Annotated in this window: 22 protein-coding genes and 1 tRNA gene; 14 read left to right on the top strand and 9 right to left on the bottom strand. The window is 68.3% G+C overall.

The window, feature by feature from the left end; genetic code table 11:
* Positions 1 to 110 precede the first annotated feature (110 nt).
* From D6682_07635 to D6682_07610, 6 genes are all read left to right on the top strand, one after another.
* Positions 111 to 1310: an aminotransferase class I/II-fold pyridoxal phosphate-dependent enzyme gene (locus D6682_07635; protein RMH50213.1), complete on the top strand. Its 1200-nt coding sequence runs from the start codon at positions 111 to 113 to the stop codon at positions 1308 to 1310.
* The gene (locus D6682_07630; protein RMH50212.1) at positions 1307 to 2503 is read left to right on the top strand and encodes a diaminopimelate decarboxylase; all 1197 of its coding nucleotides are present in this window, start codon (positions 1307 to 1309) and stop codon (positions 2501 to 2503) included. Before D6682_07635 ends, D6682_07630 begins: the two co-directional genes overlap by 4 nt.
* Complete coding sequence (locus D6682_07625) at positions 2101 to 4137, top strand: sel1 repeat family protein (GenBank protein RMH50211.1); 2037 nt, start codon at positions 2101 to 2103, stop codon at positions 4135 to 4137. Before D6682_07630 ends, D6682_07625 begins: the two co-directional genes overlap by 403 nt.
* Positions 4138 to 4198: 61 nt before the next feature.
* Entirely contained in the window at positions 4199 to 5512 is a 1314-nt protein-coding gene (locus D6682_07620) for an adenylosuccinate synthase (protein RMH50210.1), read from the top strand.
* A gap of 39 nt (positions 5513 to 5551) precedes the next feature.
* On the top strand, positions 5552 to 6169 hold the full coding sequence (locus D6682_07615; GenBank protein RMH50209.1) for an RlmE family RNA methyltransferase: 618 nt from the start codon (positions 5552 to 5554) through the stop codon (positions 6167 to 6169).
* A gap of 49 nt (positions 6170 to 6218) precedes the next feature.
* Positions 6219 to 7982, top strand: coding sequence for a GGDEF domain-containing protein (locus tag D6682_07610; GenBank protein RMH50208.1), 1764 nt, complete (start codon positions 6219 to 6221; stop codon positions 7980 to 7982).
* A 55-nt stretch (positions 7983 to 8037) separates the two neighbouring features.
* Here the strand turns inward: D6682_07610 and D6682_07605 are convergent.
* Positions 8038 to 8112 (bottom strand) — tRNA-His (locus D6682_07605).
* Positions 8113 to 8269: 157 nt separating this feature from the next.
* Between D6682_07605 and D6682_07600 the strand changes: the two genes are divergently transcribed.
* Genes D6682_07600 through D6682_07590 form a run of 3 tightly spaced genes read left to right on the top strand, consistent with a single transcriptional unit; the run spans position 8270 to position 12928 of the window.
* Complete coding sequence (locus D6682_07600) at positions 8270 to 9682, top strand: PAS domain-containing protein (protein RMH50207.1); 1413 nt, start codon at positions 8270 to 8272, stop codon at positions 9680 to 9682.
* Entirely contained in the window at positions 9663 to 12140 is a 2478-nt protein-coding gene (locus tag D6682_07595) for a response regulator (protein ID RMH50206.1), read from the top strand. The genes D6682_07600 and D6682_07595 overlap by 20 nt, the downstream gene beginning before the upstream one ends.
* A 17-nt stretch (positions 12141 to 12157) precedes the next feature.
* On the top strand, positions 12158 to 12928 hold the full coding sequence (locus D6682_07590) for an MBL fold metallo-hydrolase (GenBank protein RMH50221.1): 771 nt from the start codon (positions 12158 to 12160) through the stop codon (positions 12926 to 12928).
* Positions 12929 to 12965: 37 nt separating this feature from the next.
* Here D6682_07590 and D6682_07585 read toward each other — a convergent pair whose 3' ends face one another.
* Together D6682_07585 and D6682_07580 are read right to left on the bottom strand one after the other, a co-directional pair.
* Positions 12966 to 14381: a hypothetical protein gene (locus tag D6682_07585; protein ID RMH50205.1), complete on the bottom strand. Its 1416-nt coding sequence runs from the start codon at positions 14379 to 14381 to the stop codon at positions 12966 to 12968.
* 72 nt (positions 14382 to 14453) lie between these two features.
* A complete protein-coding gene (locus tag D6682_07580) occupies positions 14454 to 14945 on the bottom strand; it encodes an Rrf2 family transcriptional regulator (GenBank protein RMH50204.1) in 492 nt (163 codons plus the stop codon).
* A 238-nt stretch (positions 14946 to 15183) separates the two neighbouring features.
* On the opposite strand from D6682_07580, the gene D6682_07575 reads away from it, so the two are divergent.
* The 3 genes from D6682_07575 to D6682_07565 all read left to right on the top strand — a co-directional run bounded on the left by D6682_07575 (position 15184) and on the right by D6682_07565 (position 17169).
* Positions 15184 to 15549: a group 1 truncated hemoglobin gene (locus tag D6682_07575; GenBank protein RMH50203.1), complete on the top strand. Its 366-nt coding sequence runs from the start codon at positions 15184 to 15186 to the stop codon at positions 15547 to 15549.
* A gap of 20 nt (positions 15550 to 15569) precedes the next feature.
* Positions 15570 to 16058, top strand: coding sequence for a group 1 truncated hemoglobin (locus tag D6682_07570; protein RMH50202.1), 489 nt, complete (start codon positions 15570 to 15572; stop codon positions 16056 to 16058).
* 139 nt (positions 16059 to 16197) lie between these two features.
* The gene (locus tag D6682_07565; protein RMH50201.1) at positions 16198 to 17169 is read left to right on the top strand and encodes an oxygenase; all 972 of its coding nucleotides are present in this window, start codon (positions 16198 to 16200) and stop codon (positions 17167 to 17169) included.
* 51 nt (positions 17170 to 17220) lie between these two features.
* Here the strand turns inward: D6682_07565 and csrA are convergent, their stop codons facing one another.
* The 6 genes from csrA to murJ all read right to left on the bottom strand — a co-directional run bounded on the left by csrA (position 17221) and on the right by murJ (position 22513).
* Positions 17221 to 17442 carry a carbon storage regulator gene (csrA, locus tag D6682_07560; GenBank protein ID RMH50200.1) on the bottom strand — a complete coding sequence of 74 codons (222 nt, stop codon included), beginning with the start codon at positions 17440 to 17442 and terminating at the stop codon, positions 17221 to 17223.
* Positions 17436 to 18671 (bottom strand): aspartate kinase, encoded by a 1236-nt coding sequence (locus tag D6682_07555; protein ID RMH50199.1) that lies wholly within the window; start codon positions 18669 to 18671, stop codon positions 17436 to 17438. Before D6682_07555 ends, csrA begins: the two co-directional genes overlap by 7 nt.
* Positions 18672 to 18675: 4 nt before the next feature.
* Positions 18676 to 19095 carry a biopolymer transporter ExbD gene (locus D6682_07550; GenBank protein ID RMH50198.1) on the bottom strand — a complete coding sequence of 140 codons (420 nt, stop codon included), beginning with the start codon at positions 19093 to 19095 and terminating at the stop codon, positions 18676 to 18678.
* A gap of 315 nt (positions 19096 to 19410) precedes the next feature.
* Positions 19411 to 20022, bottom strand: coding sequence for a MotA/TolQ/ExbB proton channel family protein (locus tag D6682_07545; GenBank protein ID RMH50197.1), 612 nt, complete (start codon positions 20020 to 20022; stop codon positions 19411 to 19413).
* A 77-nt stretch (positions 20023 to 20099) separates the two neighbouring features.
* Positions 20100 to 20936 carry a hypothetical protein gene (locus D6682_07540; protein RMH50196.1) on the bottom strand — a complete coding sequence of 279 codons (837 nt, stop codon included), beginning with the start codon at positions 20934 to 20936 and terminating at the stop codon, positions 20100 to 20102.
* A gap of 92 nt (positions 20937 to 21028) precedes the next feature.
* Positions 21029 to 22513, bottom strand: a complete 1485-nt coding sequence (gene murJ / locus D6682_07535) for a murein biosynthesis integral membrane protein MurJ (GenBank protein RMH50220.1) — start codon at positions 22511 to 22513, stop codon at positions 21029 to 21031.
* Between the two features lie 179 nt (positions 22514 to 22692).
* On the opposite strand from murJ, the gene D6682_07530 reads away from it, so the two are divergent.
* Positions 22693 to 22908 (top strand): 30S ribosomal protein S21, encoded by a 216-nt coding sequence (locus D6682_07530; GenBank protein RMH50219.1) that lies wholly within the window; start codon positions 22693 to 22695, stop codon positions 22906 to 22908.
* A 151-nt stretch (positions 22909 to 23059) separates the two neighbouring features.
* Positions 23060 to 23506, top strand: coding sequence for a GatB/YqeY domain-containing protein (locus D6682_07525; protein ID RMH50195.1), 447 nt, complete (start codon positions 23060 to 23062; stop codon positions 23504 to 23506).
* Position 23507: the final 1 nt, after the last annotated feature.

Genomic DNA, 23507 nt, shown 5'->3' with positions numbered 1-23507 from the left:
GGCCGCGCAAATCCGGAGGTTGCAGACGCAACCAACGGATTTGTAAGGGGATCGAAGACCGCGCTCTTCGATCCCCGTCGAGCAAAAAGTCCACGGACGCACTTTTTGCGATTCCATCAAGATTGAAACCCCAACCCAGGCTAGCGCGGTTGGCCGCCTATCCCTTCGTCCGCCTGCAGGCGCTCCTGGCCGATCTGCGGCCGGCGGAGCAGCTTGCGCCGATCGATGCCGGCGCCGGCGAACCGCGGCTGCCCCCGGCCGGATTCCTTCGGGATGCGCTGTGCGAATCCCTCGACGGCTTCTGCCGCTACCCCCCCACCCGCGGCACGGGGGAGCTGCGCCGGGCGGTGGCCGACTGGGTGGCGCGCCGCTATCCCGGCGTACGGCTCGACCCCGACCGGCAGGTGTTGAGCGCCAACGGCACCCGCGAGGCGCTCTTCGCCGTCGCCCACGCGGCGGTCGATCCCGACGCCGATCCCCCCCCCTATGTGCTGCTGCCCGACCCGATGTACCAGATCTACCTCGGCGCCGCGGTGACCGCCGGGGCCATCCCCTATCCGGTGGCCGCCACCGCCGCCACCGGTTTCCTCCCCGACTGGCGCAGCGTGCCCGAGCAGGTATGGGCCCGCACCGCGCTGCTCTACTGCTGCTCTCCCTCCAACCCGACCGGCCGGGTGATGGGGCTCGACGACTACCGTTGGTTGATCGAACAGGCGAGATGCCACGACTTCCTGCTGGTCGCCGACGAGTGCTACTCGGAGATCTACTACGGTCATCCGCCGGCCGGGCTGTTGCAGGCGGCCGTGGCGGCCGGTTGCGACGACTTCCACAACTGCCTGGTGTGCAACTCCCTCTCCAAGCGCTCCGGCCTGCCCGGGTTGCGCAGCGGCTTCATCGCCGGCGACGAGGCCTGGATCGACCGCTTCGCCAGCCTGCGCAGTTACACCGGGCCGGCCACCCCGCTGCCGCTGCAGCATGTCGCCGCCGTCGCCTGGCGCGACGAGGAGCATGTGGCGCAGGCCCGGGAGTGCTACCGTGCCAGCCTGGATGCCTTCCACCGGACGCTGGGAGTGGGCGAGCCCGCCCCCGGCGGCTTCTTCGCCTGGCTGCCGGTGAGTGATGACGAGGCCTTCGCCCGCGCCGCCTGGCGTGAGGCCGCCGTCCGGTTGCTGCCCGGCTCCTATCTCGGTACGGCCGATGCAGAGGGGGTCAACCCGGGGGCGGGCTTCGTCCGGGTGGCGCTGGTCGACGGCGTCGATCGGGCCGAGGAGCTGGGCAGGCGCCTGGCCCGCCTGCTAGAATCCACATGAACCTACCGCCGGAACTTACGGATATCCTGCGCAACATTGCGCGGGACGGAACGGTGAACTGCTACATCTACCAGCCGCGGATCATGGCCGAGCGCTTCGCCCGGGTGGTCGCCGCGGTCCCGCCGTCGGTCGAGCTCTTCTACGCCATGAAGGCCAACCCGCATCCCGCCTTCCTGCGCACCGCCCGCGAGGCCGGCGCCGCCGGGATCGAGATCGCCAGCCTCGGCGAGGCACGCCGGGCCTGCGCGGCGGGGTTCCGCCCCGATGCGCTGATCTACACCGGGCCGGGCAAGCGGCCGGAGGAGCTCGCCTGGTGTGTGGAGGCCGGGGTGCGCACCGTCCACGTCGAATCGCTGGTCGAGGCGCACCGGCTGCAGCAGGCCTGCGTCCACGCCGACCGCAGCCAGGAGATCCTGCTGCGGGTCAACGCCAACTTCGACATCCACGACGCCCAGACCACCTTCTCCGGCGGTTCGCGCAAGTTCGGCGTCGACGAGGAGCTGCTGCCCCGGGTGATTCCGCAACTGCTGGGGCTCGACCGGCTGCGGCTGCGCGGACTCCACGTCTATGCGGCCAGCGGTGTGCTCCGGGTGGAGGATCTGCTGGAGAACTGCCGGCTGGTCTTCTCCATGGTCGCGGAACTGCGCCGCCGCTTCCCCCGGCTGACACTCGATCTCATCGACTTCGGCGGCGGCTTCGGCGTCGACTACCTCGACCAGGGGCGCAGTTTCGATGTGGAGGCCTACGGGCGCGGGCTGGCGGAGCTGATCGCTCGATTCGGACTTACGGGGTGCCGTTTCGTGCTGGAGCTCGGCCGTTACCTGGCGGCGGAGAGCGGCTGGTTCTGCACCGAGATCCTCGACATCAAGCAGAGCCGCGGCAAGAAGCAGGTGATCTGCGCCGGAGGGATCAACCATTTCCGCCGGCCCGCGGCATTGGGGATCAACCATCCGGTGGCCATCGTCCGCATGGAGCGCCCGCCGCTCTTCCCTGGGCAGGAGTCGGTTCGGCGCGAGTCGGTCTATTTCGGCGGGCCGCTCTGCACCGGCGCCGACAAGCTGGCCGACGACCTCTATGTCGAGGCGGCCGACGTGGGGGACATCGCCGTCTTCGGTCTTGCCGGCGCCTACGGGTTGACCATGTCCAACATCGAGTTCCTCAGCCACGACCGGCCGCGGGAGATCGTGCTCTGAGCGGATCCCCTCCCACGGGGGAGCAGGGTCGGCGGCCGCCCGAAGAGGAGGGGGCGCGCCCCTCCGGAAAGGGGGAGGAGGCGTGGCTCGACATCGATCCGGACGGGGATCTGCCCGATGAGGGCACCCGGCCGGAGTTTCTCGACGAACGGGGCGCCTATGCCGATTCCAGCCTCGCCCGGGTCCGCTCGCGGGCCGAGAAGGGGGATGTCGAGGCGCAGTTCGAGCTCTGCCTGCGCTACCACTTCGGCCGCGGCGGCGCGATGCAGGACGATGCGGCCAGCTTCCGCTGGTGCCGCGAGGCGGCCGAGCGGGGCCATGCCTGGGCGCTGGCCAATCTGGGCTGGATGTACGAATCGGGCACCGGTGTGGAGCAGGACCACCGCAAGGCGGCCTGGGCCTACCGACGGGCGGCCGAGGCCGGCCTGCCCGAGGCGATGGTCTGGTTCGGCCAGATGCTGGAGCGGGGCAGGGGGGTGGAGGAGTCGATCGACGCCGCCGTCGCCTGGTACCGGCAGGCGGCGGAAGCGGGCAACGCCGACGGCCAGTACAACCTGGCGCTCTGCTACCAGTTCGGCAAGGGGGTGGAGAAGGATGAGCGCGCCGCCTCCCGCTGGTACGAGAAGGCGGCGGAGCAGCAGCACGTCGATGCCCTCTACAACCTTGGGTGGCTCTACAGCCAGGGGAGGGGGGTGGCCAAGGACATCGCCAAGGCGAAGGAGCTCTTCACCACCGCCGGGCGCAAGGAGCCGGGCGAGGTCGACGAGCTGATCATCGAGGCGATGGACTACGAGCTGGGGCGCGGCGTGCGGCAGGATCCCGCGAAGGCGCACATGCTCTACCGCAAGGCGGCGGAGAACGGCAGCGTGCAGGCGATGTTCACCGTCGGTGTCGACTACGAGTACGGCCGCGGGGTGGAGAAGAGCTGGAAGGAGGCGCTCTACTGGTACAAGCGCGCCGCCACCAAGGGGCATCCCGAGGCGGCCTTCCGCGCCCGCTTCCGCCGGCTACAGGCGGGCGGAGAACTGATCCGTTTCTTCCGTTACACCGGCACCGTGCTGCCGGTCGGCGTCGATCGTCCCGCCGACGGCAAAGATGGGGTGATCGGCCGCTTCGGCGGCGGCCCGCCCCCCCGGCGGCGGGTGCGGATCCGCGGTGACCGCTTCCATCTCGACACCGACCTCGGCGATCGGGTGGAGGTCGAGCTGCCCGTCCTGGCCCGCCGCCTCCATCGCGAGCAGAAGATCACCCTCGTCTACGCCATCCGCGGCGGATTGCGAACCGGCCCCTACATGATGCTCTTCGACCACGACGACAAGAAGGCGGTGACGGTGACCACCGCGCGCGAGTTCTGGGACCGGCAGGTGATGGGCAGGCTCCTCTCGATCCAGATCTTCCTGCTGCTCTCGAGCGTCGGGCTCGGGGCGATCTTCGGCAGCCTCGGCCGGGTGGAGAAGACGGAGGGGTGGCTCCATCCCTTCTTATCCCCCTTCAACTGGCTAGTCTTCGCGCCGCTCTTCGCCTTCGTCGCCCTCTGGCTGCGCGGTACGCTCAGGCGGCGGGCGCAGGGAATCGAGGCGATCCGCCGGCGGATGGCGGAGATCAGGGCGTGGGTGGAGCATCTTCCGCGCTAGGGCGACGAACCCGTCCACGGCGGACGGCCGGCTCCACCGCGTGTCACAACGAAGGAATCCAATGGGCAACATCATCGCACTCGGCGCGCAGTGGGGCGACGAAGGCAAGGGAAAGGTGGTCGACCTGCTGGCCGCACGGATGGAGGTGGTGGTCCGCTTCCAGGGCGGGCCGAACGCCGGCCACACGCTGATCATCGGCGGTGCGCGCACCGTGCTGCACCACATCCCGTCGGGCATCCTCCACCCCGGCACCCTCTGCCTGATCGGCAGCGGCACCGTGCTCGACCCGGAGAAGCTCTCCGAAGAGATCGCGCAGCTCCGCTCCGGTGGCATCGAACCGGAGGGGCGGCTCAGGATCGCGGAACGCTGCCAGTTGATCCTCCCCTCGCACCGGATGCTGGACGAGGCGCGGGAGGCGGGAAGGAGGGGAGGCAGGCCGCTTGGAACCACCGGCTGCGGCATCGGACCGGCCTATGAGGACAAGGCCGGCCGGCGGGGGATCCGGCTGGCCGACCTGGCGCAGCCGGAAGCGAAGCTGCTGCCGAGGGTGCGGGCGCTGCTCGACTACCACAACCACCAACTGCGCTACTACGGTGCCGATCCGGTGGCGCTGGAGGCGGTGGAGGCGGTGCTCAACCGGGCGCGGGCGGAGCTACTCCCCCTGGCCTGTGACCTCCCGCGGCTGTTGCGGGAGCGGATGGCCTCGGGGGCGCGGATCCTCTTCGAGGGGGCACAGGGGGCGATGCTGGACATCGACCACGGAACCTACCCCTTCGTCACCTCCTCCAGCACGGTGGCGGGAGGGGCCCTGTCGGGGACGGGGGTGGGGCCGGCGGCGATTGGCCAGGTACTGGGAATCGCCAAGGCCTACGCCACCAGGGTGGGGGAGGGGCCCTTTCCCACCGAGCTCTACGACGGGGAGCAGCTGCGGGATCCGGCCGGGGCGCGGATGGCCGATGTGGGGCGGGAGTTCGGAGCGACCACGGGACGGCTGCGGCGGACCGGTTGGTTCGATGCGGTGGCGGTCCGCCACGCGGTCTGCGTCAACGGGATGACCGGGCTGGCGCTGACCAAGCTCGACGTCCTCGACGGCTTCGAGGAGGTGCGCATCTGCGACGGCTACCTGCTGGACGGCACCTCCATCGACCGGATCCCCCCGCTGGCCGAGGAGTACGGCCGCTGCAGACCGCACTACCGCACCCTGCCGGGATGGCGCTGCTCCACCTACGGGCTGACCGACGCCGCTGCGCTGCCCGAGCGCGCACGCGACTTCATCGCGGCGATCGAGGAGCTGTGCGGGGTGCCGGTGGTGCTCCTCTCCACCGGGCCCGATCGGGAACAGGTGATCACCCTGCGTCCCGACTTCTTCGCCTGATCCCCAAGGCCGCCCGGGGTTCCGTCCGGTCGCCCTCCATTGGCCCGCCGCAACCGCCGATGGCTCCGCCGCCACCTCGACGACGGCTGGGTCCGTCGGGCGCGCACGGAGGGGAAACGCTCACGCGCTGCATTCAAACTCACGCAGATCTTTCAAGAATATAAACTTTCGATCTCACGTAATGCTGTAGTTGTCGATCTCGGCTGCGCGCCGGGATCGTGGTGTCAGGAGCTGGTTCGCCTGGCGCCGCACGGGATGGTGGTCGGCATCGATCTCCTGCCGGTGGAGCCGGTGGAGGGGGCCACCATCCTGCAGCACGACTTCCTCACACCGGCCGGTCGTCGGGCGATCGATGAGGAGCTCGCCGGCCGTCCGATCGATCTGCTGCTCTCCGACATGGCCCCGGAGATGAGCGGCAACCGCATCGTCGACCAGGCCGCCGTGGAGCGGCTCAACGAGGCGACCATCGCCTTCTGTTCCGGTCGGCTCGCCGCCGGCGGTATCATGCTGATGAAGAGCTTCATGGGCGACGGCTTCGATCGGGTGCGGACTTCGCTGCGCGACGGCTTCGACCGGGTGCGGGTGGTCAAGCCGCCAGCCAGCCGCCGGGCGTCGCGCGAGCTCTATCTGCTGGCCACCGGCTGGCGCGCCGCCTGACGACGCGGCGCCTTCGCTCCGTCCGTCGTGAGTTTACATAATATATATTATGCGACGTAACGATTCCGTCGCCGCGCCCGGGCGCGGCGCAATCGATTGCAGCAGCGCCACCGAGCGGAGCACTCGCACACCCCATGAGCGGGCCCGCGGCCCGCGGTACTTGACACCACGCACCACCGCCGGGATGGTTGGCTCAGGCCCATCCAGGATGGTGCGCCCAATCGATTGTTTTTCCTTGGTGATGAATCCATTGTGCGCAACCCGGAATCCACCCTGGGCTGGGATACCGGCGGAATCGGAGCCGGCATCACCGCAATGGAGCGCCACGGTCATGAACGAAGGATCATCGTCGAGGGCTTCGAACGAGGCCGATCCCGTCAGGAGAAACATCGACGGGCGGACGGGTTGCGGTGCGATGGGCGTTGACATGACAGCCAGCGTCTCGGCCAACGCCCGGCGGGTCCATCTGCTGATCCTGGGTGCGGGCCGCGGCGGCCGGGCGCTGCTGCGCGTGCTCCATCCCTACGACGGCGTGGTCATCGACCGGATCGCCGACATCGATCCGGCGGCGCCCGCCTTCGCCGATGCCGCATCGTTGGGGATCGCCGCCAGCAGCGACGTCGAGGCGGCGCTGGCGGAGTTCTCCGGCGATATCGTGCTCGACGTCACCGGCGATCCGCAGCTGGCCGACCGCCTGCGCCGCCACCCGGCGCTGAGCGGGGTGGAGATCATCTCGGGCAAATCGGCCAAGATGATCTTCGACCTGGTGCTCGAACAGCTTCGGGAAAGCCATGAGATCCGGCTGCAGAGCGTGCGGCTAGACCTGCTCGACGCCCTGCTCGAAACCACCAGAAACCCGGACACCGGGCGGGAGGACGATCCACTGGTGCATGTGACCGCCCGCTCCCTCGACGCCCTCCACCACCACACCTCGATTCGGGGCATCGCCCTGCTCTGCCACGACCGCAACGATCTGGAGATCGTCGGCGCGGTGGGGATCCCCGCCCCGATCTTCACCAACGGGCTCCATGCCCGGCTGGCCGAACTGGTCGACCGGCGCGACCTGCCGCGCCTGGGCACATCTCGGCTGGAGCAGCCGATCTCCGTCCCCGGGGCGGAGCTGAACACATTGCTCTCCGTCTGGCATCAGGAGCAGCGGGTCGCGCTGCTGCTCTTCGAGCTGCCCGGGCACCCCTCCTCCGAGCAGAAGGCGATGCTCGATCTGCTGAGCGAACACCTCACCCTGGCGGTGGCCAACATCCTCTGGCGCAGGGAGCTGGAGCAGATGGCCTTCCGCGACGTTCTGACCGGGGTCTACAACCGGCGCCACTTCCTCGAGCGGATGCGGGTGGAGATCAGCCGCACCCGTCGCCACCCAAAGGCCGGCCTGGCCTGCGCCTTCATCGACCTCGACGAACTGAAGCGGATCAACGACCGCTTCGGCCATCAGGGTGGGGATGCCGCCATCGCCCACATCGCCGATGCCGCGACACAGAGCGTGCGGGATTACGATCTGGTGGCCCGCTACGGGGGCGACGAGTTCGTGGCGCTGATGCCGATCGAGGAGATGGCGCACGCCTCCTCGGTGGTCGAAGAAATCGGAGTACGCATGCTGGAGCGAATCCGCGCCGGCCGGGTCCGGGGCTTTCCGCGGTTGCGCTGTACCGCATCGATCGGCATCGCGGCACAACCGGCCGGCGAACTCGACGGCGAACGGCTGTTGCAGCTGGCCGACCGCGCCGTCTATCAGGCCAAGCGCTCCGGTCGCAACCGGCTGCAGACCATCCTGCCGCCCGTCACCGCCTCCCACTAAACACAAACACCCCCACATGCACCGGAGGGGCGCATGCGGGGGTATCGGAAGGAAGTGGGGTGGACGATGGGACTCGAACCCACAACAACCGGCACCACAAGCCGGGGCTCTACCATTGAACTACGTCCACCGTATGCGCCCCTGGAGGGCGGAGGCCGGCGTAAGGTAGCCCGCCCCCCTTCTCCGTTCAAGCCGCCCTCTCCACGCTCCACGACACCACCACCCTCTTCCCGTCGCACCGCCCCGATTTCTTGACTTTTCCCCGCAGGTAACCTATTCAAGGGGGCATGGATCCCTCCCCTCCCCCGCTCTTCGCCTGGAGTATCGTCGCCGCCTTCGCCTACCTGCTGCTCGACGGCTACATCGGCGGCCTGCTCGATGGCATGCCGTTTCTCCCGTCACTGCTCTCCGGCGACGATCCACAGGAGTGGTGGATGCGGATCGTGACCATGGCCATCATCATGATCTTCGGCCGGATCGCGCAGTCGATGCTGCGCCGCCAGCAGGCGCTCAACCGGGCGCTGGAGCGCTCCCGCCACGAGCTGGAGTTGCTGATCGAGTCGGCCTCCGAGGGGATCCTCTTCCTCGATCCCGACGAGCGGGTGCGCGTGGTCAACCCCGCCTTCTGCCGCCTGGTCGGCTACACCCCCGAAGAGCTGCGCCGGAGCGATCTGCACGGCCTGATCCACCCGCGCAGCGACCGCGGCGATGCGCTCGATCCCGAGGAGTGCCCGCTCTGCCGGCTCGATCCACAGATGGAGGGCATCGACCACATCCCGCGTCTGTGGCTGACCACCTCCCGCGGCGAGTCGAAGGTGGTGGAGTGCTGGGTGCGGGCGGTGTGGACGCCGGGGACGCGCCATTTCGAGGGGTGGCTGGTGACGATGATCGACATCGGCCAACGGGTGGCCAGCGAGGAGCAGAACCTCCGGTTGCTCGAGGATCTGCAGCGCGAAGGGCAGCGGCTGGCCGCGCGCAACGAAGAGCTGCAACGCTTCGCCTATGTCGCCTCGCACGACCTGCAGGAGCCGCTGCGCATGGTCTCCAGCTTCGTGCAGCTGCTCAAGCGGCGCTACCACGACCGACTCGACGAGAGTGCCCGCGAATTCATCGACTTCGCCGTCGACGGCACCCGCCGGATGCAGCAGATGATCAACGACCTGCTCGACTACTCCCGCGTCGGTACCCAGGCCAAGCCGCTTGCCCCGCAGCCGCTTGCCCCGCTGATCCGGGCGGCGCTGGAAAACCTCCAACTGGCCGTCGCCGAGCGCGGCGCGCGCGTCGAGGTCGTCGGATGCGATGTCACGATCATGGCCGACGAGTCGCAGATGATCCGGCTCTTCCAGAACCTGATCGGCAACGCGCTCAAGTTCCAGCCCGAGGGACAACGCCCGGAGATCACCATCGCGGTGGAGGCGCGGGAGGAGTCTTGTCGTATCACCGTCACCGACAACGGCATCGGCATACCGCCCGCCTATCGCGACAAGGTCTTCGAGCCCTTCAAGCGGCTGCACGCCCACGACCGCTACGGCGGTTCCGGCATCGGGCTGGCCGTCTGCCGACGGATCGTGCACCGCCACGAGGGAGGGCTGGAGATCGTCGACCGGGCCGACGGGAAGCCGGGCACCACATTTGCCATCACCCTGCCCCGCGCTAAGGTCGGGCCGCCGCCGGAGCGCGATGAAGGAGCCAAACCATGAGCCGGGTCGAGGGGCAGAACTTCACCATCCTGCTGATCGAGGACAACGCCGCCGACGCCCGGCTGGTGCGGGAGGCTCTGGCCGAGAACAAGATGCTGGTCGAGGTGGAGACCGCGCGCAGCGGCGAGGAGGCGCTCGACCGCCTCTTCCGCCGCACGCCGTACCAGGAGGCCCCGCTGCCCGATCTGATCCTGCTCGACCTCAACCTGCCGGGGGTGGACGGGCGGGAGGTACTGGCGCAGATCAAGGGGGATGCGCGGCTCAAGCGGATCCCGGTGGTGATCCTCTCCACCTCGCAGGCGGACGACGACATCGTGCGCAGCTACGACCTCAACGCCAACGCCTACGTGGTCAAGCCGCTCGACTTCGACAAGTTCGTCGCGATCGTGCGCGACACCAGTCAGTTCTGGCTCACCGTCGCCGTGTTGCCCGACGGCAGGCTGGATCGCCGGCGGCAGGAGCCCGCCCCGTGAAACCGACACCGCGGCTCCTGCTGATCGAGGACAATCCGCTCGATGTCCGGCTGCTGGAGGAGACCTGCCGCGAGACGCCCGACTGGGCGGTGCGGTTTGATCTAGCCCGATCGCTCGCCGAGGCGCGCGATCGCCTGCGGCAGCAGCAGTACGACGCCGTGCTGCTCGATCTCGGCCTGCCGGAGAGCGACGGGCTGGAGACACTCGAGTCGTTCCTGGCGCTGCAGCGCGACCGCGACTGCCCCCACCATCCTGCGGTGATCGTGCTCACCTCGGTGCAGGCCGAGCAAGTCGGCGATGCGGCCATTGCCATGGGGGCGCAGGATTTTCTCATCAAGGGAGAGATCGATGCGCGGCTGTTGCGCCGTTCTGTGCGCTACGCCTGCGAGCGGCAACAGGCGCTGGAGGCGCAGCGGGAGCGCGAGACCCGCATCGCGCTGATGGGGCGGGCGCTCGATCAGGCCTCCGACGCGGTGATCATCACCGATGCCGCCGGTACGATCCGCTACGTCAACCGGGCCTTCACCCACATCACCGGCTACGATGCCGCCGAGGCGATCGGTCGCAGCCCGGCGCTGCTCCGCTCGGGCAAGCAGGGCTCCGCCTTCTATCGCCGCATGTGGCGGACCATCAAGCACGGCGAGCCGTGGCACAGCGAGATGATCGACCGGCGCAAGGACGGCAGCTTCTACCCCTGCCATCTGGAGATCACCCCGGTGACCGACGAAGAGGGGGCCATCACCCACTTCGTCGGCATCCAGCGTGACCTGACCGAAGCGCGGCTGCTCGAGGCGCGGCTGCGGCGCAACCAGAAGATGGAGGCGATCGGCACGCTGACCGGGGGCATCGCCCATGAGTTCAACAACATGCTCGCCGGCATCAACGGCAATCTGTTCCTCGCCCGCCACCGCCTGAACGATCCCGGACAGCTGGCACGAAGGCTGGAGGTGATCGAGTCGCTGTGCGACCGCGCCGCCGGCATGATCCGCAAGATGATGGCCTTCGGCCGCACCGGGATGGTGCAGATGGAGCCGGTGGTGCTCAACCCCCTCCTGCACGACGTCTGCGGGGCGATGCGCCGCATGCTGCCGGAGCGGATCCACCTGCAGGTCGATGCCGTCGACGAGCCGCTCACCGTCCACGGCGATGAAGGGCAACTGCACGAGGTGCTGGTCAACCTGCTGGAGAACGCCCGCGACGCCCTGGAGGAGCGGGATCTGGAGGGCGAGATCCGCTGCAGCCTCCACCCTTGCACCCCGGACGACGCCTTCCTCGCGCGCCACCCCGAGGCGGAGGGCAACCGCTACGCCCGGCTGGTGGTGGAGGATGACGGCCCGGGCGTCCCGGAGGAGGTGCTGCCCCACGTCACCGAGCCCTTCTTCACCACCAAAGAGGTGGGCGCCGGCAGCGGGTTGGGGCTGTCGATGGTCGAGGGGAGCGTCGATCAACACCACGGCATCCTGGAGATTGACAACACCCCCGGGGCCGGCCTGCGGGTGGAAATCTACCTGCCGCTGCTCGATGCGGATGCGCAACAACAGCATGGCGCCGAGGAGCTGCCCCACGCGCTGGACGCGCTGAAGGCGCAGGAACAGACGCTGCTGCGTGGCAAGGGCGAAACGATTCTGCTGGCCGACGACGAGGAGGCGGTGCGTACCGTCCTCTCCGAAGCGCTGGAGAGCATGGGCTACCGGGTGGTGGCCGCCGCCGACGGCGATGAGGCGCTGCAGCGATTTGCCGAGCAGCGCGACGAGATCCGGCTGGTGCTGCTCGACGTGGTGATGCCGAAGCTGGGCGGCCCGGCCTGCTACCGTGCGATGCAGCGGCGGTGGGGGGGCGGGGATCTGCCGGTGATCTTCGCCAGCGGTTTCGAGCGCACCCGAGTGCCGTCCGAGCTGCTGGCCGGTGCCCACCAGCGCTGCCTGCGCAAGCCGTTCGGCATCCCATACCTCTGCCGCGTGCTGCGCCAACTGCTGGATCGGTGACCACGGCGCAACACGGCCTGCGCGATCCGGGGGCGATCGCACCCGACCTGGCCCTGCCCACCGAGCTTTTCCGCCACGGCGACCACGCGGTCTACTGGATCGGGCTGCACGAGGAGAGTCGCTTCCGCTGCAACAACTACCTGCTGCGCAGCGGTGCGCGCACCCTGCTGATCGACCCCGGATCCCGCGCCCACTTCGCCCAGGCGATGGCCCGCGTCGCCCAGATCGTCGACCCCTCCGAGGTGACCGATCTGGTCATCTGCCACCAGGACCCCGACGTCGCCGCATCGATGGTCGACTGGCTCGACCTCAACCCGGAGCTCACCATCATCACCTCGGCCCGCACCCAGGTGCTGCTCCCCTACTTCGGCAAGCGCGGCTACCGCTGGCTGGACATCGCCTCGGACGAGGGGGTGCCGCTGGCCGGCGGTGAGCGGCTGCGTTTCATCCCCGCCCCCTTCCTCCACGCGCCGGCCGCCTTCACCACCTACGATCCGGTCTCCCGCTTCCTCTTCTCGGGCGACATCTGGGCGGCGATCAGCAACGACTGGTACCTGATGGTGCACGACTTCACCGCCCACCGGCAGGCGATGGACCGTTTTCATCTGCACTACATGGCCTGCAATCGCGCCTGCCGCGGATTCGTCCGCCGGCTGGAGGGGGTGGCCATCGAGGCCATCCTGCCGCAACACGGATCGATCATCGGGCCGCAGTTCGTCGATCAGGCGCTCGACTATCTTCGGCGGCTGCGCTGCGGGCTCGATCTCGAATACGGACCGGAGCCGTAGGCGCGCCAACCCCCTCCTTCCGGAGCGGAACGCCGCTTCAGCGCTTCTTCGCCACCTCCGTGCCCCCGCTGCGCCGGCGCAGCACCACCCCCCCTTCGGTGATGGCCACCGTCTCCCATGCCCCGGTCACCGTCGCGAGGCTCTCTACAAGCGGCCGTTGCGCCGGATTGCGCTCGTCAAAGAGGATGTGGGTGAGCGGCGCAATGTTGCGCTTGAAGCGCTCCACATCGCCATCCGCCGGCGGAAGTGGAAAGACGTCGCGGCGGGTGGCGAGCATGGTGCGCCCCGGCCACTGGCTGGCGGCGAGAAAGGGCCGGTGGAGATCGGCGGCATCGCGCGCCACCACCGAGATGAGCAGATCGGTCGGCGACTTGAGCCCCTCGGTGCGGATGCGGCTCATCGCCTTGCCGCTCTGGCTGCAGAGCATGGCGACCAGCGCCACCACCAGCAGCACCAGACCGCGCTGGCCGGCCATGCCGCCGCCGCCGATGCGGCTGTTCAGCCGGATCAGCACCGGGATGCCGAGGTAGTAGAAGAATGCGGCCACCACCAGCGCCCAGGCGTGGTCGGGGTGGTAGAGGCCGATCAACCCGGCGACCAGCAGCATGCCGGCCATCAGATCCAGCCGGCGCCAGATCGGGATGGCCACCAGCGCGGCCAGCAGCAGCAGGCCGATCAGATAGCCGAGCCACAAGTGGGGGGGGTGGATCATCGGAGGCCCCAGCCAGATGTCGCCCAACACCGACGGGATGGCGCCTGGATCCTCCATGCCGCTCCAACCCCAGCGCAGCAGCGCCACGCCCGTCGCCGTGGCGGTGATCGCCGCCATGATCAGCCGCCGGCGACGGTGGCGCCCGATCCGCCGCCAGGCGATCAGCAGGGCGATCGGTGCGGCCATGCCGATGGGGTGGAGCGACACGACGAAGGCGACCAGCAGCATCAAGAGAAAGAAGTCGCTGGGGACCCCATCCGCCGAGGAGCGCAGCCGGCCGTGAAGGAAGAAGATGGAGATGAAGCCGAAGAGCAGATAGACGCCGCTGCCGATGGCGTCGATCTGCATCAGGCAGATCGGGGAGATGAGCAGCAGGCCGCTGGCCAGCATGGCCACCTCCTCATCGTCGCGCACGGCACTCCAACGGTGCATCATCAGCACCGCAGCGAAAAGGAAGAGCATGGTGAAGACCTTGGCCGCCGGCAGGCTGCCCGCCCAGTGGAGGTCGAGCGGGATGAAGAGGATGGCGCGCAGGTCGGGTACGCCGAAGAAGGCGATCGGGTTGGCGATCCGGTGGACGATCGACCAGTTGATCAGCAGCGCCCGCGCCGCCCCCTCCTCGATGCCGTAGTTGTCGTAGCGTAAGAGGTAGAGGAAGGCGGCGGCGAGCAGGCAGATGCCGACCATGGCCAGATGGCGCGGGCGGAACCGGGCGGAGAGACTCTGGATCATGGCGCGCATGCTGCCATGGAGCCGCCGGTCAGGCGATGGCGTTCCCCCCACCCATCATCCGATCCGCCGCCCGGGCGCCCGTCACCCTTCCGGGGTGGAAGGTACGCCGCCCTCCTTCTCCGGTGCGGGCATGGGCGACTCGATCTTGAGCAGCCTGCGCATCGCATCACCCTGCTCCGCCACCACGTCGGCGATGGTGTAGCGATCGAGCACGGAAAGAAAGGCCTCGCGTGCCTGGCGGAAAAGACCGGTCCCCCGGCAGACGGGGGCGATCGGGCAGGTGTTGGTGGCGGGATCGAAACACTCCAGCAGATCAAGCGAGGGCTCGAAGGCCCGCACGATGTAGCCGACGTTGATCTCCGCAGGCTCCTTGCACAGCAGCACGCCGCCGTTGCGCCCCCGCCGGGCATCGACGATCTGGTGACGGCTCATCGCCCCGACGATCTTGACCAGATGGTTGTAGGAGACACCGTAGGCGTCGGCGATGTCGCGCAGCCGCACCCGCCGGTCGGGCTCGAGCGCCAGGTAGATGAGGATCCGGATTGCATAGTCGGCAAATTGTGATATCTGCATGCGCCAATCCTGCCCCCCGCCGGGATGAGGGTCAAGAACGCACCCTCCCCCCCCTGCCGCGACGGAGAGGATCGGTTGACAGCGGGTGGGGCGATCCTATCATGCCCCGCCGGTGCAGCTTATCCACCCCCCCCGGAAGAGGGGCCGGGCTTCACTGCGCCTGTGGCCGTCTCCGGCCGCGACGCCGGCATCCCGCGATGCCGGCACCATCAAACGCATTCGGGAGGATACAACGATCATGAGTACACTGTACGAACAGCTCGGTGGCGAGGCCGCGGTCAACGCGGCGGTGGATCTCTTCTACAAGCGGGTGCTGGCGGACGCCTACGTCAACCGCTTCTTCGAGGGGGTGGACATGGCCAAACAGGCGGCCAAGCAGAAGGCCTTCCTCACCATGGTCTTCGGCGGCCCCAACAACTACACGGGCAAGGATATGCGCGAGGGGCACCGCCATCTGATCAAGATGGGGCTGAACGACTCCCACTTCGACCACATCCTGGCCCATCTGCGCTCGACGCTGGCCGAGCTCGGCGTCGATGATGGCCTGATCAAGCAGGTGATCGACCTGGCGGAATCGACGCGCGACGACGTGCTCGATCGCTGACGGACGGGGGAGCGAGCGACATGCATTTCGACACCTTCATTCCGGCGTTTCTCATCTTCGCCGTGGTCGGCCTGGTGCTGCCGGTGCTGCTCGCCACCATCGCCGACGCCCAACGCACCAGTCCGGAGGAGGCGGAGCCCGCCCCGCAATCGCTCTACGATCGTCTGGGCGGTGAGGCCGCAGTCAACGCGGCGGTGGACATCTTCTACCGCAAGGTGCTGGCCGACCCCTTCGTCACCCCCTTCTTCGAGGGAGTGGACATGGCCAAACAGGCGGCCAAGCAGAAGGCCTTCCTCACCCTCGCCTTCGGCGGTCCCAACCGCTACACCGGCAAGGACATGCGTGAGGGGCACCGCCACCTGGTCAAGCGCGGGCTCAACGACGCCCACTTCGACCACATCCTCGTCCACCTCCGTTCGACGCTGGCCGAGCTCGGTGTGCCCGATCCACTGATCCAGGAGGCGGCGGCCATCGCCGAATCGACCCGGAACGACGTGCTGGACCGCTGAGCCCGCGGCCGGCCGCCCGCGCCACCCGAGGGCGGGGAGGGAGGAGCACTCCTTCCCCGCCCTTTTTGCTACGGGTCGGCCCACGCTAAGCTTCCCCCCCGGTCGGAAACGGCCGGAACCTGTCGAGGAGCGCACTTCATTGACCACCATCACGTTTGAACAACAGCAGTACGATTGTCGGGAGGACGAGAGCGTGCTCGCCTGCCTCACCCGCCACGGGCTGACGCTACCCTCCTCCTGTCAGAGCGGGGTCTGCCAGACCTGCATGATGCGGGCGACCGCCGGCCGTGTGCCCGAACGGGCGCAGCAAGGGCTGCAGCCGACCCAGCGGGTACAGGGCTTCTTCCTCGCCTGCGTCTGCCATCCGACCGAGGATCTGACCGTCGAACGGGCCGACACGCTGAAGACGTATCGCGGCATGGTCTGCGGCAAGACGATGCTCAACGGGGATGTCGCCCGCATCCGTATCACCCGGCCGGAGGGGTTCGACTACCACCCCGGACAGTTCATCAACGTACTGCGCGACGAGGGACGGGTGGTGCGCAGCTATTCGCTGGCCAGCATCGACGACGAGGCGCTCGAGCTCCATGTCAAGGCGATCCCCGGCGGCGCGATGAGCGAGTGGCTGGTCCATCGGCTGGCCGTCGGATCACCGCTCACCTTTCAGGGGCCGATCGGCAACTGCTTCTATCTGGAGGGAAAGCCCGACCAGCCGATGGTGATGGTCGGGGTGAGCACCGGCCTGGCGCCGCTCTACGGGATCGTGCGCGATGCGCTCGCCCGCGGCCATCGCGGCCCGATCCGTGTCTATCATGCCAGCCTTGCCGCCTCCGGGCTCTACTACGTCGAGGAGATGCGTCGGCTGGCCGCCGCCCACGACAACCTCCACTACATCCCGTGCGTGCTGCACGGCCCGGCGCCGGAGGGGGGCGAGGTTGGTGCAGTCGACGCCATCGTCGCCGCCACCGGAGACTTCAGCGGCACCCGCGTCTTCCTCTGCGGCGATCCGCCGATCGTCAACAGCCTTCGGCAGAAGGTCTACCTCGGCGGCGCCCACATGTTGGAGATCTTCTCCGACCCGTTCGACCCCGCCCCATCCCCGACCGCTTGAGAGTGAGGCGGCGGCGCAGCGGAACTCCGCACCGCCGCTGCCGGATGCCCCCTACTCCTCTTCGTCGGGATTGAAGTCCGCGCCGGCGGCGCCTCCGCCGCCGGTGGCGACCTCGATCAGCCGCTGCTGATAGACCTCCTCGCGGTCAATGTGCACGGTCTGCGGCGCATCCACCCCAAGCCGGACCTGCCCCCCCTTGATCGAGAGCACCTTGATCTGCACCTGATCACCGACGGTGATCGCCTCTCCAACCCTTCTGGTCAATATCAACATGTTACACGTACCTCTTCAGAATCCAAATGAAATGCATCGTGCAGTGTGCGCACCGCCCGGTCGACCGCATCTTCGTCGACCACCACGGTGATCTTGATCTCGCTGGTGGTGATCATCTGGATGTTGATCCCGGCACCGGCGAGGGCGTCGAACATGGTGCGTGCCACCCCGGCATGGGAGCGCATGCCGACACCGACGATCGAGACCTTGCCGATCTTCGGATCACCGAGCACCTCCCGCGCCTGCAACTGCGCCCGCAGCGGCTCCATCAACTCCAGCGTGCGCTCGTAGTCCTCCCGCGGCACGGTGAAGGTCATGTCGGTGTAGCCCTGTTCGCTCACGTTCTGGACGATGACATCGACATTGATCCCGGCCTCGGAGATCGGACGCAGCACATTGGCGGCAATGCCCGGATGGTCGGGGATCCCCCGAATGGTGATCTTCGCCTCGTCGCGATTGAACGCGACACCGGTGACCACGGCCCGTTCCATGGTGTCGTCCTCCTCGGTGACCAGCGTCCCGCCGCTGGTGGTGAAGCTGGAGCGCAGACAGACCGGCATGCGGTAGCGCATGGCCAGCTCGACGCTTCGGGTCTGCAGCACGTTGGCTCCGAGCGAGGCCAACTCCAGCATCTCTTCGTAACTGATCCGCTCCAGCTTGCGTGCGTCCGGCACCACCCGGGGGTCGGTGGTGAAGATGCCCTCGACATCGGTGTAGATGTCGCAGCGATCGGCCTCGAGCGCCACGGCCAGTGCCACCGCCGAGGTGTCCGACCCCCCCCGTCCCAAGGTGGTGATGTTGCCGTCGCGATCGACCCCCTGAAATCCGGTGACCACCGGCACCTCCCCCCGGGAGAGGGCGGCATCGAGCACCGCGCTCTCGATGCGGCGGATGCGGGCGCGTGAATGGGCTCCGTCGGTGCGGAAGCCCGCCTGACTGCCGGTGAAGGAGCTCGCCGGCACGCCGCGCCGGTGTAGCTCGATGGCCAGCAGCGCGGCGCTGACCTGCTCGCCGGTGGAGACGAGGGCGTCGATCTCCCGCGCCGGTGGGCGCGGATCGAGCGCGTGCGCCATCCCGAGCAGGCGGTCGGTCTCGTCGCCCATCGCCGAGACCACCACCGCCACCTGATGGCGCCCCTGCTCCCACGCCCCGATCACCAACCCGGCGATGTGGCGGATCCGCTCCAGCGATCCGACCGAGGTGCCGCCGTACTTCTGCACCAGCCGCACGCCCCTACTCCCCCTCCTCCGCCGGCATGGTGGCGATGCCGATGCGGTTGAGCCCCAACTGCTGCAGCGTATCGAGCACCAGCACCACCCGCTTGTGGCGGGCGTCGCTGTCGGCGCGCAGCAACACCTTCCGCTCGGGGTCGCCGCCGCTGGCCGCCAGCAGCCGGGCCCGCAGGTCGCGGTCGGCCACCGTCTTGCCGTCGACGAAGATGGTTCCGTCGGCCCGGACCGCCACCACCAGCGGATGGTGCTTGCCGTCGGCATCCGCCCGGGCGTGGCTGGTCGGCAGGTCGAGCTTGAGCGCGGTGGTCGCATCGAAACTGGTCGAGACCATGAAGAAGATCAGCATGAGGAAGACGACGTCGATCAACGGGGTGAGGTCGACCTGCGGATCGCGGCGGAATCGATGGGGGCGCAGATTCATGATCCCATCCCGACAGCTCCATCCGTGGATGTACTCGACGGGGATCGAAGAGCGCGGTCTTCGATCCCCTTACAAATCCGTCGGCTGTATCCGCAACCTCCGGATTTGCGCGACCGTCCTGGTCGCGAATGCCGGCTTCTTGCGAAGCCGTCATTCATGATCGAATCGCAAAAAGTCCGTCCGTGGACTTTTTGCTCGACGGGGATCGAAGAGCGCGGTCTTCGATCCCCTTACAAATCCGTCGGCTGCATCCGCAACCTCCGGATTTGCGCGACCGTCCTGGTCGCGAATGCCGGCTTCTTGCGAAGCCGTCATTCATGCTGGCTCATCCCCCTTGAGCAGATCGACGAAGCGGAGCGCATGCCGCTCGATCTCCACCACGAAGCCGTTGACCCGCGTCTCGAAGGTGCGGTGGGCGATCAGCGCCGGGATGGCCACCACCAACCCGGCGGCGGTGGTGTTGAGCGCCTTGGAGATGCCGCCGGCCAGCACGTCGGCCTTGCCGACGCCGTGCACGGAGATGACCTGAAACACCTCGATCATGCCGAACACCGTGCCGAGCAGACCGAGCAGCGGCGCGATGGCGGCGATCACCCCGAGGATGCCGAGGTAGCGTTCGAGGTAGAAGACCTCCTGCCGGCCGCTCTCCTCCAGCCGCTCCTTGAGCATGGAGCGCTTGATGCCGCGATTCTTCAGCGCCAGCCACAGGATGCGGGTCATGGTGGTGTTGTGCCGACCGCAGATCTGCATGGCGCGTTCGACATCCCCCTGCCGGATCGCCTGTTCCATTCGCCCCAGCACATCGGTGGAGATGATCAGCGAGGGACGCAGGCTCCAGCTTCGCTCCAAGATGATGGCCACCTCGAGGATCGAGGCGATGAGCAGCAGGTACATCACCACCCCACCCTGGTTGATGAAATCGATCATGTCGGCGCCCCGCTCCTTGCCTCCGGTCTCTCTCTGCGCCCGCGCATGCTACCGTTGCCTGCGCCGCGCGCACCCTTTCAGTCGGCGCCATCCTCCTGCATGGCGGCCTCATCCGGGCGCCACGCCTGCAGGAAGCGGAGCAGATGCGGCCGCGCCTCCCCCTCGGCGCGCAGGTAGTTGGCCAGCCCCTCCTCGGTGCGGGCCAACGCCCCGTCGCCCAGTTGCCCGCGGAAATGGAGCAGACGCAACCACAGCAGCAGCGTGGCGCAGACATCGGTCTCGCAGTAGGCGCGGATGCGGTCGATCGCGCCGGCACGGAAGAGCTCGAGCACATCCGCACCGCTGGTCTCCAGCTTGCCCGGCACGCCGAAGGCGCTGGCGATCTCGTGCAGCCCGCAGCGCGCCGATGCGCCGTGGTCGGAGAAGGCTTCGAGCAGGTCGAGGTGGTAGCGGTCGGAGTAGCGCTGCTCGTAGCCGTGGTAGCGATCCCCCTCGCGAAACCAACGCGGACAGCTGATGCCGTGGACCATGGCGCGGTATTTGAGTACCGGCAGATCGAAACCGCGGCCGTTGAAGCTGACCAGCTGCGGCGCCCGCTGCGTGATCATGCCGAAGAAGCCGGCAACCAGCGCCCGCTCGTCGCTCGCCTCGCTTCCTCCACTGGCGATCCGCCGGATGACCAGCTCCTCCCCCTGCTCTCCCGGCTCCCGACGCAACTGGGCGTAGCTGATCGCCACCACCTGGTGGAAGGGCTGACGCGGAAAGTCGTTGCGCCCGTCGGTCTTGTCCAGGAAGTAGTCGCGCAACGCCTGACGGGCGGCGTCGTCGTCCAGCTCGGGCCGGCCGAGCAGCCGCCGGGCGGCGGCCGCGTCGGGAACGGTTTCGATATCGAATACGAAACACTCGTTCGGCATCTGGAGTAGAGGCACGACATCCCTCCATGGAGGTCGGCGCGATATTCCGGTCGCTGCGCGCGGCCCTCCGTTGCCGCGCCCTTCTCCACCGCTCAGCGGGGAGGCCGGGGGATGATACGCTCTCCCATGATCCATGCGCTGCCGCCGAAGACGACCAAGGCGCTCGCGATCACCGCCGCCAACCACCCCCCCTGCTCCGGCCAGCCGGCCATGAGCGGAAAGGGAAACCGCCAGCAGATCAGTTTGAGCCAGCCGGCCATGATCAGGGAAGCCGCCGCCGCCTTGCCGATCCGCCACGCCACGCCACCGACCAGCAGCCTGCCGTAGAGCAGGGCACTCTTGCGCGCCAGCAGCAGCGCGTTGGCCAGCGCGGCCAATGAGGTGGCCAGCGCCAGCCCCACCCAGGCCAGCGGCCCCATCAGCAGCAGGGCGAGCAGCAGGTTGACCGCCACCCCGACCATGGCGTAGTGCATCGGGGCCTTGGCCTGACGATCGGCGAAGCAGGCCGCCCCCAGCACCTTGGCCCAGCAGAAGGGAATCAGGCCGAGGGCATAGGCCTGCAGCGTATGGGCGGTGGCCACCGCATCGCCATGGGTGAAGCGGCCGTGGACGAAGAGGGTCTCCACCACCGGCCGGGCCAGCATGAAGAGGCCGACGGTCGCCGGCAGTGTGATCCAGGTCAGCCACCCCAGCCCCTGTTGCAACTGCGCCTGCGCCGCACCACGCCGTCCCTCGGCCACCATGGCGGAGAGTGCGGGCAAGAGCGCCGAGCCCATGGCGATGCCGAAGAGGGCCAGCGGCAGTTGCACGATGCGGTCGGCATAGTAGAGGTAGGAGACCGCGCCGACCGGCAGCAGCGTGGCGAGGATGGTGCCGATCAGGATGTTGAGCTGCACCGCCGCCACCCCCATCAGCGCGGGGACGAAGAGCCGCAGCGTCTCGCCGATCGCCGGCTGACGCCAGGCAAGAGAGAGGCGCGGCCGCCAGCCGATGCGGCGCAACGCCGGGATCTGGATGGCCAGTTGCAGCGCGCCGCCGGCCAGAACGCCGAAGGCCAGCGCCAGCGCCGGGTTGGCCATCGATGGGGCGAGCAGCAGAGCGGCGGCGATGATCGCCAGGTTGAGCAGCGCCGGGCTGGCCGCGGCGACGGCGAAGCGCCGATAGGCGTTGAGCACCGCCCAGCCCATCGCGGCCAGCGAAATCAGGGCCAGGTAGGGAAACATCCAGCGGGCCAGCAGCAGGGCCTGGCTCCAGCGGTTCGGCTCATCGTGAAAGCCGGGGGCGAAGAGCAGCAGCAGCCACGGCATGAGCGCCACACCGGCGACGGAGAGGAGCAACAGCAGCAGCAGCAACAGGCTGGCCAGCGCATCGAGAAAGGCGTGCGCCTGCCCCTCCCCCGCCTGCCGCTGCCGGGCCAGCACCGGAATCAGCGCCACGGTGAGGGTTCCCTCGGCCAGCATGCGGCGGAAGAAGTTGGGCAGCTTGAAGGCGACGAAGAAGGCGTCGGCCAGCACGCCAGCGCCGAGCAGCACGGCGAGCAGGATGTCGCGCGTGAAGCCGAGCAGACGCGAGACCATGGTCCAGGAGGAGATGGTCAGGGTGTCGGCCAAAAGCCCCCGGTCGCTGTCCGATCTGGTGATTGACTTTGCCCCGTGATGGACGACAATGCGCGCCCTTTTTCGCCGCCGCTGCGGTCGTGTGTTTGCGCAACCGTGCAGGGAAGCGGCCGATGTTGCAAGACAAGGGGGTGATGCAGTTGCCAGGCATCAAGGTCGAGGACGAGGACGATTTCGAACTCGCCCTCAAGCGGTTCCGCAAGCAGACGGAGCGCGCGGGTGTGATCAGTGAGTGTCGTCGGCGCGAGGCGTACGAGAAGCCGTCGATCAGGGCCAAGCGCAAGGCGGCCGCCGCGCAGAAGCGGCTGCGCAAGCGGTTGCGCCGTATGCGCATACGCGACGCCCGGGACTACTAACCCCTCCTCTCCCGTGGGGCCGGGCGTCGCGGCGCCCGGCCCTTTTTGTTTCCCCTCCGGGGGGACCACGGTTCGTCCCTTGCTTCAGCATCTTGTGACAACTATTTGATCCAGCAAGATGATTCTAATCCCGAATCAGGAGCATACAATCATGCTGCAGCGCATCACCGAGGCGATGAAAGAGGCCATGAAGGCGGGCGACAAACCGCGGCTGTCGGCCATCCGTATGCTGCGCGCCGCCCTCAAGGAGCAGGAGATCGCCGCCGGCCGACCGCTGGAGGAGGATGAAGTGGTTCGGGTGATCGGCCGGCTGATCAAGCAGCGCAAGGATGCCGCCGAACAGTACCGCAAGGGGGGGCGGGACGATTTGGCCGACAAGGAGTTGTTCGAGGCGGAGGTGCTGGCGCAGTGGCTGCCGCGGCAACTGGACGATCGGGAGCTGGCCGCCGCCGTCGATCGCGCCTGCACCGAGCTTGGCGCCGATTCGATACGGGCGATGGGCCGGGTGATGGGCCGATTGCAACAGGAGCTGGCCGGACGCGCCGACATGCGTCGGGTCTCGGAGCTGGTCAAGGCGCGTCTGACCGGCGGAGACTGAC

It is taken from the genome of Zetaproteobacteria bacterium (genome assembly GCA_003696765.1).
GTDB lineage: Bacteria > Pseudomonadota > Zetaproteobacteria > Mariprofundales > J009 > RFFX01.
The sequence above is the reverse complement of the archived record's forward strand: the minus strand, read 5'-3'. Positions and strand labels throughout refer to the sequence as shown.